Origin of the sequence: Desulfosarcina sp., assembly GCF_033791525.1 — a bacterium.
In the GTDB taxonomy this organism is placed as follows: domain Bacteria; phylum Desulfobacterota; class Desulfobacteria; order Desulfobacterales; family Desulfosarcinaceae; genus Desulfosarcina.
This window is the reverse complement of sequence record NZ_JASJGN010000175.1, coordinates 1-11,982: the sequence shown is the minus strand read 5'-3', so window position 1 is coordinate 11,982 and position 11,982 is coordinate 1. Positions and strand designations below refer to the sequence as shown.

Genomic DNA, 11,982 nt, shown 5'->3' with positions numbered 1-11,982 from the left:
GTCTGTCCGAATCTCTAACATAGTGCTCTCCTCCCCACATCAAACCTTAACTTTATTTTGTTTGAATAAATGGGGCTTTTGAAAATCAAGTATTCTTGCATTATGGTTAAGTCCTGCGAGAACTAAGAATACAGGATGTTATTCAAAAATTGAAAAAAATCGGGCCTATAACCAAGAATAAGGCTAATTCGTTATTTTGGATTAAATTCAGTTAGATACTCGCTAACTTTATCCACCTTTAGAGAGCAAAATATGAAGCTGTAACAGCAAGTTACAATTGATAGCCTTCTTTTGGGTGATAGTTCCGAAAAAAAATAACGGTTTCAGATTAATCAGGAGTAACGTCATGAAGGCATTAATAAAAGCAATGGCTCTGCTGGCGGCGCTTATGGTGATGGGCTGTACGCAGGAGTCACAGAACAAAATCGGGCGGTCCATTCAGAACTGGACCGGTACGGACGGGGTGCTGGAGATTTACGCCGGCGAACAACTGGTGCGACGCTTCATCAACGTGGACAAATTGTCCACGGCATACGGCACCTCGGACAACAACCCGCGACCCTACCGCTTCGGGTATGGATACATGGACCTTAACTTGAACATGGTCAAGGATGCCGATGAGCGCAAGGTGTATTTCGAATTTTCCGATTACTCCACCAGCTACGTTTTTTTCGAAAATCCCCGCTAAGCAGTTCTTACTTTTTAGACCCGCGCTGGGCGTAGCGGGCCTTTAGACCCAACGTTACCTTGCGCAGCCGGATGGACTTGGGGGTAATTTCCACCCGCTCGTCGTCACGGATAAAATTGATGGCCTGCTCCAGGGTCATCAGCCGGATGGGGGCCAGAATTACGTTTTCGTCCTTGCCCGACGCCCGCATGTTGGTCAGTTTCTTTTCTTTGGTGGGATTGACGTTGATGTCCGTCTCCCGGTTGTGCTCGCCGATCACCATCCCTTCGTAAACCACTTCACCGGGCTGGATGAGCAACCGGCCCCGCGGCTCGAGATTATACAGGGCATAGGGCACCGTATGTCCCTGGCGGTCCGATACGATGGATCCGGTAAAGCGGCTGGGAAAGTCTCCCCGGTAAGGCTCGTAACCCAAAAAATAGGAATTCATGATGCCCGTTCCCCGGGTGTCGGTGAGAAATTCGTCCCGATAGCCGATCAGGGCCCGGGAAGGAATGGAAAATTCGATGCGCACCCGTCCGGTGCCGGTATTTGAGAGGTTCATAATTTTTCCTTTGCGCACGGAAAGCTTTTCGGTCACCACCCCCATGAAGGTTTCACCACAGTCGACAAAGAGCCGTTCGATGGGCTCTTTGACGACACCATCCTCCTGCTTCAGGATCACTTCAGGGCGCCCCACGCAAAATTCAAACCCTTCGCGGCGCATGGTCTCGATGAGGATAGCCAACTGAAACTCCCCGCGTCCTTTGACCACCACAGAATCCCTGTCCCCCGTCGTTTCCACGTGGATGGCCACATTGAGCAGGGTCTCTTTGAGCAATCGTTCCCGGATTTTTGCCGACTGCACATAGCGCCCTTCCTTGCCGCCCAGCGGACCGTCGTTGATCGTGAACAGCATGGACACGGTCGGCGGGTCGACGGTGATGCGGGGCAGGGCGAAGGGCGCATCTTCAGTGCAGATGGTATCACCGATAGACACGTCGTCAATGCCGGACAGGATAGCGATTTCACCGGCGCTCACCGTAGATACCGGTGTGATATCCATGCCTTCGTATATTTGCAGGCGGGTGACTTTCAAGGGACGGTGGTTACCGTCGGCATCGATGCGGATGAGCCGGTGCCTGGATTCGGCCTTGCCGCCCACTACGCGTCCCACTGCCAGGCGCCCCAGATAGTCCGAATAGCTCAGGTCGGAGACCAGCATTTGAAACGGTGATTCAGGGTCAAAACGGGGCGGGGGGATTTCACTGACAATGGCGTCAAAAAGCAGATGGAGGTCATCGGCCAACTGGTTGGGGGCGGTTCCTGCCACGCCGTCGCGGCCGATGGCGTAAAACAAGGGGAATTCCAACTGGTCTTCATTGGCATCCAGGTCGATGAGCAGATCGTACACCTGATCCAGCACCGCAGACGACCTGGCATCCTTGCGGTCGACCTTGTTGATCACCACGATGATTTTCAGTTTGGACTTCAGGGCTTTTTGAAGTACGAAACGGGTTTGGGGCAAAGGACCTTCGGAGGCATCCACCAGGAGGATGGCACCGTCCACCATGGACAGGGCCCGCTCCACTTCGCCGCCGAAATCGGCATGGCCCGGTGTGTCAACGATGTTGATTTTCACGCCCTGGTAAACCACTGAGCAGTTTTTAGCGGCAATGGTGATACCGCGCTCCCGCTCCAGGTCCATGCTGTCCATGATCCGTTCGTCCATCTGTTGGCCTTGCCGAAAGAGGCCGCTTTGACGAAACATGGCATCCACCAGGGTCGTCTTGCCATGGTCGACATGGGCGATAATGGCGATATTGCGAAGTTTTTCCTTGGTTAAGAAAGCGGACATACCTGCTCGTTTCGTTTGGTTGGCGTTTTTTGAATAAGTGCCAATATAGCCATCTGGCCGTTCAATACAAGGTAATCGACCCGCATATATTTTTTTTTAAGGACAATGTAGCTTTAATGTAGTTAAAAAATAGCCTTGACCCTGTGCCGCAAGGGTGAGATAAAAAGAGTCAATTGCCCCTTGCCGGTTTTAAACTTTTTACATAACCATCAAAAATTATAGGCTATTTATAGCGACCTACACCATTGTATCGATGCAATGGGCAGGCTTGTCACGTTAATGGAAAAGGAGGAGAGATGGCGAAAATTGAAACCGTGGGAATCGTTGGATTCGGCGTTATGGGCGCGGCCATAGGACTCAATGCCGCATCGTCCGGGTACCGCGTGATTTACAAGGAACTCAACGACGAGTTGGTTCGCTCCATGTATGACAGATGGGTGAAAGCAGCCCTTGACAAACGCGTGGCCAAGGGAAAAATGACCCAGCAGGAGATGGATCAGGTGGCCGGTATGATATCGGGAACTGCCAACTATCAGGACCTGTCAGCTTGTGACATGGTTATCGAGGCGGCAGTGGAAAAAATGGATTTGAAAATCCAGATCTTCAAGGATCTGGACAAGGTGTGCCGTCCGGATGCCATTTTGGTCAGCAACACCTCCACCTATCTTATCGAGCGGCTGATGGCATCGGTTTCAAACCCTTCCCGGACCGCCGGCCTGCATTATTTTTTTCCAGCCAACATCAACCGGCTGGTGGAGGTGATCCGGCAAAAAGAGACCGGTGACGAAACCTTTGAAGCCCTGATGGCATTTGCGGAAAAAAACCGTAAAGTACCCATTGCAGTGAAGGATTTCCCCGGTTTTGCCATCAACCCGGTGTTCATCTCCAGTTACATGATGCTCGACTCGTTTTATGGCGACGCCTACAATGTGGCCACTTTAGAGCGCATCTCCCAGATGGCATTGAGCGTTCGCTTTGGTATCATGTGGGTGCAAAACGGATCCGGCCTTGGCACCTGCTACCACGCCGCCGTGTCCATGAACGACTATCTGGCCGATACCGATGTCGGCTATCCGTCGGTGCCGGATCAGCTTAAAGAACAGTTTGAAAGTGGCAAACCCTGGAATCTTGAGGACGGGGCCGTGGCCGACGACCCGGCTCTGCTTGACGTCGTCAAAGACCGTCTGCTGGGATCCATTTTCACCATTTCCACCCATCTCATTGAAAAGGGGGTCGTTTCCATCAAAGACCTGGAACTGGGGATCTGCACGTCACTGGCCTGGCCCAAAGGTCCGTTTGCCATGATGAACGCCATGGGAATGGAGGAAGCGGCCCGCCTGGTGAGACTCACCGTCGAGAGCGGTGAGTTTAAAATACCCAAAACCTTTTCCGGCGCGGTCCCATCGCCCTGGGAACTCTAAGCAAACTATCCAGCGCGCATGTGCATTCTATTAAACGAAAGGGCCCGGATGCAATCATCCGGGCCCTTTTGAATGGATAATGAGTGGAACGCCTACGGTCGTTTCAATCGGCAGATCCCTTTTGGGGCGGTGCTGGGAAGAGATGCGGCCGTCGTGTCCAGTATGGTTTTACTGACCGCCGGCCGGGGACTGTTGCCCTTTCTCAGGGCAATCTGTTCACGCTGTTCTGCCATCAACAAAGGTGGGTCGATGGTGCAGTGAAGACGTAGACAGGTGCGGTCGGTTTCTTCACGTATCACGACGCCATTCACCGGTGCCGTCCGGCCGCTAACAAAGATAATTTCCCCCTGAACCATTTGCCCGTGCGTGTATACACCCTTGCAGCCCAGGCTGATGCCTGTTTCCGAGACATCGTGGACGGGACAGGTGAACTCCGTAACCGGATGGCGCTCCTCGGTTCTCTGGACGAAAAGGGGAGGCATTGCTTCATCAAATTGGATGCGATAATGCTGGCGCTGCCAGCTGGACACTTCCTGATCGGCATCGTCTGAAGCCTTCGGCCGGTGGTGACGAAGCCGTAACCATCGGAACAAGGTGATTACGGTAATGATGCTGCTGATCATCAGGATGGCCGTCATATAATAGTGACCATGAGTCGACGCACCGAATACAAATGCCTGCCGGGCCCATATCGAAGCCATCAAAAAAATCGAACTGATTATAAGGGTGATGAGGTTGAATGTCACTTTTCAGATCCTCAATTTGTTGTCATGCATGATAATTGGTTATTCGGCGTTTTTTCTGAATGCTTGAGCGTATCGGTCGAGAATTTGAGCGGGCACCGATGAGAACGTTTTTTTGGCCGGCTGATTTTGGCATCGCCAACGGACGAATGATGACTATATTATCGATAGGGTAGGCTGGGGGGTGTTACAGGCATCATTAAAAAGGGAAAACAGGGCGTATGGCACAACAGGACTACTACCAGATACTTGGCGTGGATCAACTTGCAGAGGCGAAAAAAATTAAAGAGGCGTATCGGGAACTCGCATTTAAATATCATCCGGACCGCAACGAAAAAAATCCGGATAGTGCAGAAATGATGAAATCTGTCAATGAGGCTTATGCGGTCTTGTCCAATGTGCAAAAGCGTCGTGATTACGATACCATGCGCAACCGTTTCGGTGAAAACGCGTATGGTGAGTTTAGAAACACCTATACCGAGCAGGATATCTTCAACGGCTCCGATGTTCATCAGATTTTCGAAGAGATGGCACGATCGTTTGGCCTTCGTGGTGTCGATTCCATATTCAAAGACTTCTACGGTTCAGGGTATAAAGGCTTTGCGTTTAAGCAGCATGGCATTCACGGCAGCGGATTCATCTACCGGGGAGGATTTGGCAAGCGTCGGGGAAAAGCCATGGCGTCCGGCACTCCCCCGGGTTTGGGCCGGTTGGCCAGGTATCTATTACAGAAGGTAACCGGGTTGAGTCTGCCTCAAACGGGGCAGGATATTCGCGACACCATCCATCTGAGCCCTGAATTTGCCAGGTCCGGTGGACCCTATCCCTATCATCACCATCGGCGTTCTAAAAAGCTGGTGGTCAGCATTCCTGCCGGTACGAAGGATGGCCAGCAAATTCGCCTCTCCCAGATGGGCGCTGCAGGTAAAAACGGCGGAACAGACGGCGATCTATACCTTAAAGTGAAATTCAAAAAACCGTTATTGGAAAAAACGAAGGATTTTATTGTCTCGGCTTTCAGCCGATGATACACTTTAAAAACAGACTGATCCCCATTTCGGATTATCGTCCATAGCAATTGAAAGGAGGCGTTGCCATTTTCAAAGCCGAATCAACAAACCATCCATCTCCCCGTCGGTCCTTAGGGATAAGGGGATTGCACAAACAGTGGTGAGTGGACCGGACAGCCGCGAAAGGAGGACGTGATATGCAAATTCTGGTCACCTTTAAAGGTGTAGACTCCTCAGATTACCTGAAATCCTACCTTGAAGAAAAGCTCGAGCGTCTTGATAAAATCATGCCCCATTCCGGAACCGCCGATGTGGTTTTCCAGGAAGAAAAACTAAGAAAAATTGTGGATGTTAACCTTAGCGGGAAGGGTTTTGATGTCCACGCCAAAGAAGAGAGTGGTGCCTGGAATGAAGCCATCGATCTGGTGGTTGACAAAGCTAAAAAACAGCTGATCAAAAACAAGGAAAAAATCCAGTCACACCGTACCGAGGTTTACCAACCCGATTCGCTTTAATTGAAGCATCCATCACCGGCACTGACATCTCCAGGGTAGAAAACGCTCAATTTTGGTGAGACCCGATCCTACCTTTACCATGAAGCCTTCCCGTCGATTGCGGCGGGAAGGCTTCACTTTTTTGTCTGCCAAACCGCCGCTGCTCCTCAAAGAATGGGGTGCTTCAATATCAAACGAAAGCCATATCGTCGGAAGTTGATCGACCTACTTCCTGATCAGGTGTTGGAGTTCGGGTCGGTCGAGGTTGGCTGTGTCCACCAGAACCTTGCCGTCTGCACCGGGGCGGCCCGAAAGACGACCGGTCTTGAGCCATTGGCGAACCCCTTTTTCAGTTAAATAGGTCATTTGGACAAACGTTTCCACATCGTATGCTTTTGGGGCAGCAACCGGCGTATTGAAAATGGGGCCGACGCTGGCCGATATTCCGCCGCGATCTTTTTGGGTCACAACGGCTGAGTGTTGAAGTTCGCTTTCGTAAATGGCCCATTTCCCGCTGCGTTTTTCTCCGCGAATCTTATTCAGTCGCAGCATTTGGGTAATAGTGGAAACGGCGATGCCTGTTATTTGTGAAAATTCACCGGTGGTCAGCGTCTTTTCGGTCTTGGCCATACAGTCTACTCATATTTAAAAAAAACCGCTTATGCCATGCTCAAGGCAATCTGGTTCACGGCTTCTATCATCGCCTGGTTGTACGTGGTCAAATCTTCTTCATCCAAAGAGAGAAACGCCAGGGCTTCAGGGTCCAGTTCGTAGAGGTTCGCATCCATGCTGCTGCCAATACCACTTTGTTGGGCGATGTGATTCGCCGTGTGGATGATGTAGGCCAGTTGGTTGCCATTGGATGCGCCGGGGTCATGGTGAAATCGCATAGCGCTTACATGGTTCTCCGGTAGCTTCCATTTGGCGCACAACTCTGAGGCCAGTTCAGTGTGGTCAAAACCTAGCACCTGCTTTTCCACCTCCAGAAAATTGACACCGGCAGTGAGCACTTGGTCTACTTGGACTTTTCGTTCCAGGAGATAACGATCCAGGGCCAGCTTTCCGGCGTCGTGGATCAGCCCGACGGAAAAGGCGTCGTTCTCCATTGCCGGTGCACGATCTTTGGCGATCAATCGCGAACACAGGGCCACGGCCAGAGAATGCTGCCACAGGGTGCCGGACCCCATACGGTATCCTTTGAGGTGACTCCCCAGCAGGCTGGTCGCAGAGACCATGGTAATGAGCTGTTCCAGTGTCTTATGGCCGAGAACGACGGTGGCCTGGTGGATCGAAGAAACCATCCCGGATAGCCCGTAATAGGCTGAGTTAGACACCTGGAGGACCTTGGCGGCAATGGCCTGATCCGTTTCGATTACCTCGGCGATCTCTTTGAATCCGGACATGGGGTTGGCCATGACCTCCCGCGCCTTGTAAATGATTTTTGGCATCGGCGGCAGATCTTTGATGCGATTCAGGATTTTTCGTTTCAGATCACTGCCGTCAAGCTTCCCGGAAGGTTTCTCGGCAAGGGGTGAAAAAACCACTTTTTCTTTGGAACCATCGGACGTCGCATCCGGCTGTTCCGGAATGGGGTCCGGTTTTTCTCTCAGATCCAGCGTGATTTTTGATTTGCATCCGGGGCAGGGGAAAGAGATCTTTTTGCCGGCAGGAAGGCGGTCATCGGGAAGCTCGAACGCTTTGCTGCAGTTTTTGCACGCAACTTTCATGAAAACGCCTTTCTCGGAAGCATCAAGGGTTCTGTCAAATCACTTGTTCGGGGAACAATCATAGCGGTTTTTGTTTGTTTTTACCAGCAATCTAATTGCTGTTTTACCAGAGGGTGACGGGGCGAAATTCCCGTCACACTTCTTAATCGGCGCTGTGTCCGTAAACTTTATGGCCATCCTTTATATTTTAAGTGGCGCTCTTTTATGATAAGAACGGTCCAAGTTTGCGCATCTTACTAACATTTTAGATTAGGTAACACACCGCCATGCATGTCTGTCTGATGGTTGCCATTACGGTTGATGGAAAGATTGCCAGAGCCTCTGATCACTACCCCGATTGGACCGGCAGAGCCGACAAACAACTGTATGTCAAAGTTACCAAAAAAGCCGGTGTTATGATCATGGGCTCAACGACCTTCGATATTATCGGGAGGGTGCTGCCCGGCCGCAAAACCATCGTCATGACCCGCGACCCGGATCGTCGATCCGACCGGGACGATCTGGTGTATACCCAGGCGCCTCCCGAGCAGATTATTTCCGATCTGGCCTCCCAAGGCTACGAGGAAGCCGTGGTGGTGGGTGGCGCGAAGATCAACCAGCTCTTTGCCGAAAAGGGGCTGATAGACGAGTTGATCCTCACGCTGTCGCCCTATGCCTTTGGTACCGGGCTGTCCATCTTTTCAGGTGCCGTGGACCTGGAACTGGCCTTGAAAGAATTCTGTCAGATTGACGATAACACCTTGTGCATCCGGTACCGGGTCAATCATCCATAGTGCTGAGCTGCAATCGTCCATCCGTCATACTATCGAACTGAAGGTTTCCGGTTCATGGCCGCCAGCACCTGGAATAACCCCTGAGTGCCCAGGTCTTCCCACCCCATGGCCATGGCCGCCACGTAAAACTGGTGGACCAGGGACAGTCCGGGCAGCGACAGTCGCATTTGCCGCGCCTCTTCCAGGGCGATGCCCATATCCTTGACAAAGTGCTTGATGTAGAATCCGGGGTTGAAGTCGCCATCGGCTATTCTGCGGCCCAGCGTATTGATGGACCACGAACTGGCCGCTCCTTGGCCGATCACATCGATGACCTGGTGGGCATCCATGCCGGCCCGCTGGGCATACAAAAGTGATTCAACCACGCCGATCATCGTACCGGCAATCAGGATCTGGTTGGTCATTTTGGTGTGCTGGCCTGTGCCTGGACCGCCCATCAAGGCGATGGTTTTCCCCAGGATGTCGAACAGCGGTTTCACCGCATCGAACACCGGCTTGTCACCGCCCACCATGATTGCCAGGATTGCTTCCCGAGCTCCCACGTCGCCGCCGGAAACCGGTGCATCCAGCGCCTTTACCCCTTTTGCGGCGCATTCAAGGTGAATGGTGCGGGCCAGGTCCGGGCTGGATGTGGTCATGTCCACTACCGTGTCACCGGTTTTGGTTCCGGCCAGTACGCCCGCATCCCCCAGGATCACCTCCCGGACATCATCCGGAAAACCCACCATGGTGAAAACAATATCGCTGTTTTGTGCCACTGCTTTAGGCGTATCGGCCCAGGCCGCCCCATTTTCAAGAAGCCTGAGTGCTTTGTCGCGGGTTCGGCTGAAAACAGTCAGCCGGTGGCCAGCGGTCAACAGGTGTCCGCACATGGACGCGCCCATGACGCCCGTCCCGATCCATCCGATGCGCCGGTTGGTCATTTTATCCTCCTTTGTTTTACGATTGGCAGACTTGGAAAATTAAAAAGGGGCACGATTATGCAACCGTAACCCCTTTCAACCAATTTGGTCGGGACAGCAGGATTTGAACCTGCGACCCCAGCGTCCCGAACGCTGTGCTCTACCAGACTGAGCCATGTCCCGATGGGTGGTCCTTGTATGTCAAGGCATCTAAAAAGTCAATAGGTTGAAGCGCGTTTGTGATACCCTTTTTTAGCGGGCGAAGGGGTTGTCCAGAACGATGGTCTCATCTCTTCCCGGCCCCACCGAAACAATCTGGATCGGTACGCCGGTCAAGGCCTCGATGCGGGCCAGATATTGACGGGCGACATCGGGCAGGTCCTGGTAGCGTCTTATTCCTCGAATATCCTGGCGCCATCCGGCCAGGGTTTCATATATCGGCTTGCAAGCAGCCAGGTGGTTGAGATTGGCCGGTACGTCATTGATGCGCTGGCCATTGTGTTCATAGGCGGTACAGATTTTTAATTCGTCCAGGTCGCCGAGTACATCGAGTTTGGTAATGGCCAGACCGGTCAGTCCGTTCAGCCTCACTGCATTGTTGAGGATGACCGTATCCAGCCAGCCGCAACGACGCCGGCGGCCGGTGGTAGCGCCGAATTCCGCGCCGGTTTGTTGAATCCGGTCGCCGATATCGTCAAACAGTTCCGACGGGAACGGACCGGCGCCCACGCGGGTGGTGTATGCCTTGACGATGCCGATCACGCCCTGGATGTCTTTCGGACCGACGCCGCTGCCACAGCAGGCATTGCCAGAGGCGGTGTTGGAAGAGGTGACATAGGGGTAGGTGCCGTGATCGATATCCAGATGGGTACCCTGGGCGCCTTCGAACAAAATCTGTTTGCCGGCGTTGCCGGCCTTTTGCAAGGCCACGGAAACGTTGGTGACGTAAGGCTTCAACCGATTGGCGAATTGGGTGTACTGGTCCCGTAACGACCCGAGATCCACGGTATCCATGCCGAGGAATTTTTCCAGGTAAAAATTCTTTTCAGGAACGATGGCCTGCAGGCGCTCGTCGAAGGATTCGGGGTCTATCAGGTCCACAAAACGAACACCGCGCCGGGTGGCCTTGTCTTCGTAACTGGGTCCGATGCCCCGACCGGTGGTGCCGATCTTTTTATCGCCCTTCATCTTTTCACGACCGTGGTCGACTTGTTTGTGATAGGGCATGATCACGTGGGCCCGGTCGCTGATCATGAGAATGTCGGGGCCGACGACAATTCCTTTGGATTCCAGGTAATCGATCTCTTCGATCAAGACCTCGGGGTCCACGACGACCCCGTTGCCGATGACGCAGATTTTCTTCTGAAGGATTCCGGAAGGGATCAGGTGACTGATGAACTGTTCGCCATCCACAACCATGGTGTGACCGGCGTTGTTGCCGCCCTGGAATCGCACCACCACGTCGGCGTCAGCGGCCAGAAGATCCACGATTTTTCCTTTTCCCTCATCACCCCACTGGGTTCCAACAATTACGATATTTGCCACGAGATGCTCCTTCATCAAAAATCAACTGAACGGCGTTATTAGGCGATAGCCGCATGCTTCAATTGGCTTTGCGCCGCTCGCGAAAAAACTCCTGGATCAAAAACCGGCATCGGTCCGCGCAAATTCCCTGTATAATCTCGACCTGATGGTTGAGGCGCGAGTCCTGACCAAGGTGGTAAAGGCTGCCGGCCGCGCCCCATTTCGGGTCGGGCGCCCCGAAAATGACAGTTTTTACCCGGGCGTGGATAATGGCCCCCATGCACATGGCACAAGGTTCAATGCTAACATAGAGCGTAGTCCTTAACAAACGATAATTTTTAATCCGGCGGGCTGCCGAACGAAGTACATTGATCTCCGCATGGGCCGATGGATCGCAGTTGCTGATGGTTCGGTTGTGGTCCTGTGCGAGCACGAGGTTGTCTGCATCAACGATAACCGCACCCACCGGCACCTCACCCATTTGGCCGGCGACAATGGCCTGATCGATAGCCATCTGCATGAATTGTTCGTGAGGGGGTGTCATTGCTGGACAATCTACTTTTTTTTGGCTTTGATCAATAGATTTTTAGTGTCCGTCATGAAAGGGGAGATTTGATTCGTGTTCAATGCAAATTGGCCATAACAGGCGTTACCGGGTGTGCACCCTTTAAAGAATTCATTGACATGCTCCGCCATTTGGCTTAAGAAGCAGTCCAACTTTTTAGCGCCCGTAGCTCAGCTGGATAGAGTGCCGGACTACGAATCCGTAGGTCGCAGGTTCGAATCCTGCCGGGCGCGCCAGTAAATAACAAGGGGTTACAGGCATTGTCAGGTAGCCCCTTTTTCTTTCCTGACCGTCATGT

Annotated in this window: 11 protein-coding genes, 2 tRNA genes and 1 pseudogene; 6 read left to right on the top strand and 8 right to left on the bottom strand. The window is 52.6% G+C overall.

Annotated elements, in window-relative coordinates:
• Positions 1-346: 346 nt before the first annotated feature.
• A complete protein-coding gene (locus QNK41_RS08450) occupies positions 347-688 on the top strand; it encodes a hypothetical protein (RefSeq protein WP_319255688.1) in 342 nt (113 codons plus the stop codon).
• A gap of 7 nt (positions 689-695) precedes the next feature.
• On the opposite strand, the gene typA is transcribed toward QNK41_RS08450, so the two are convergent.
• Entirely contained in the window at positions 696-2,525 is a 1,830-nt protein-coding gene (typA, locus tag QNK41_RS08445; RefSeq protein ID WP_319255686.1) for a translational GTPase TypA, read from the bottom strand.
• A gap of 296 nt (positions 2,526-2,821) precedes the next feature.
• Between typA and QNK41_RS08440 the strand changes: the two genes are divergently transcribed.
• On the top strand, positions 2,822-3,946 hold the full coding sequence (locus tag QNK41_RS08440; RefSeq protein ID WP_319255684.1) for a 3-hydroxyacyl-CoA dehydrogenase family protein: 1,125 nt from the start codon (positions 2,822-2,824) through the stop codon (positions 3,944-3,946).
• Between the two features lie 92 nt (positions 3,947-4,038).
• On the opposite strand, the gene QNK41_RS08435 is transcribed toward QNK41_RS08440, so the two are convergent.
• Positions 4,039-4,647, bottom strand: coding sequence for a PilZ domain-containing protein (locus QNK41_RS08435; RefSeq protein WP_319255682.1), 609 nt, complete (start codon positions 4,645-4,647; stop codon positions 4,039-4,041).
• Between the two features lie 263 nt (positions 4,648-4,910).
• Here QNK41_RS08435 and QNK41_RS08430 point away from each other — a divergent pair, with 263 nt between their 5' ends.
• A complete protein-coding gene (locus QNK41_RS08430) occupies positions 4,911-5,717 on the top strand; it encodes a DnaJ domain-containing protein (RefSeq protein WP_319255680.1) in 807 nt (268 codons plus the stop codon).
• A 146-nt stretch (positions 5,718-5,863) separates the two neighbouring features.
• Positions 5,864-6,214, top strand: coding sequence for a ribosome hibernation-promoting factor, HPF/YfiA family (gene hpf / locus QNK41_RS08425; RefSeq protein ID WP_319255678.1), 351 nt, complete (start codon positions 5,864-5,866; stop codon positions 6,212-6,214).
• A 204-nt stretch (positions 6,215-6,418) separates the two neighbouring features.
• Here the strand turns inward: hpf and QNK41_RS08420 are convergent, their stop codons facing one another.
• Positions 6,419-6,823 carry a hypothetical protein gene (locus QNK41_RS08420; protein ID WP_319255676.1) on the bottom strand — a complete coding sequence of 135 codons (405 nt, stop codon included), beginning with the start codon at positions 6,821-6,823 and terminating at the stop codon, positions 6,419-6,421.
• A 29-nt stretch (positions 6,824-6,852) separates the two neighbouring features.
• On the bottom strand, positions 6,853-7,920 hold the full coding sequence (locus tag QNK41_RS08415) for an HDOD domain-containing protein (RefSeq protein WP_319255674.1): 1,068 nt from the start codon (positions 7,918-7,920) through the stop codon (positions 6,853-6,855).
• 266 nt (positions 7,921-8,186) lie between these two features.
• Between QNK41_RS08415 and QNK41_RS08410 the strand changes: the two genes are divergently transcribed.
• On the top strand, positions 8,187-8,693 hold the full coding sequence (locus tag QNK41_RS08410; protein ID WP_319255672.1) for a dihydrofolate reductase family protein: 507 nt from the start codon (positions 8,187-8,189) through the stop codon (positions 8,691-8,693).
• 29 nt (positions 8,694-8,722) lie between these two features.
• On the opposite strand, the pseudogene QNK41_RS23015 reads toward QNK41_RS08410, so the two are convergent.
• The 4 genes and pseudogenes from QNK41_RS23015 to tadA form a co-directional block, all read right to left on the bottom strand.
• Positions 8,723-9,619 (bottom strand): annotated as a pseudogene (locus QNK41_RS23015) (NAD(P)-dependent oxidoreductase); the annotation flags it as partial.
• Positions 9,620-9,701: 82 nt separating this feature from the next.
• A tRNA-Pro gene (locus QNK41_RS08395) sits at positions 9,702-9,778 on the bottom strand.
• 69 nt (positions 9,779-9,847) lie between these two features.
• Positions 9,848-11,140 (bottom strand): adenylosuccinate synthase, encoded by a 1,293-nt coding sequence (locus tag QNK41_RS08390; RefSeq protein WP_319255670.1) that lies wholly within the window; start codon positions 11,138-11,140, stop codon positions 9,848-9,850.
• A gap of 58 nt (positions 11,141-11,198) precedes the next feature.
• Positions 11,199-11,663 (bottom strand): tRNA adenosine(34) deaminase TadA, encoded by a 465-nt coding sequence (tadA, locus tag QNK41_RS08385; protein WP_319255668.1) that lies wholly within the window; start codon positions 11,661-11,663, stop codon positions 11,199-11,201.
• A 180-nt stretch (positions 11,664-11,843) separates the two neighbouring features.
• Here tadA and QNK41_RS08380 point away from each other — a divergent pair.
• Positions 11,844-11,920, top strand: a tRNA-Arg gene (locus QNK41_RS08380).
• Positions 11,921-11,982: the final 62 nt, after the last annotated feature.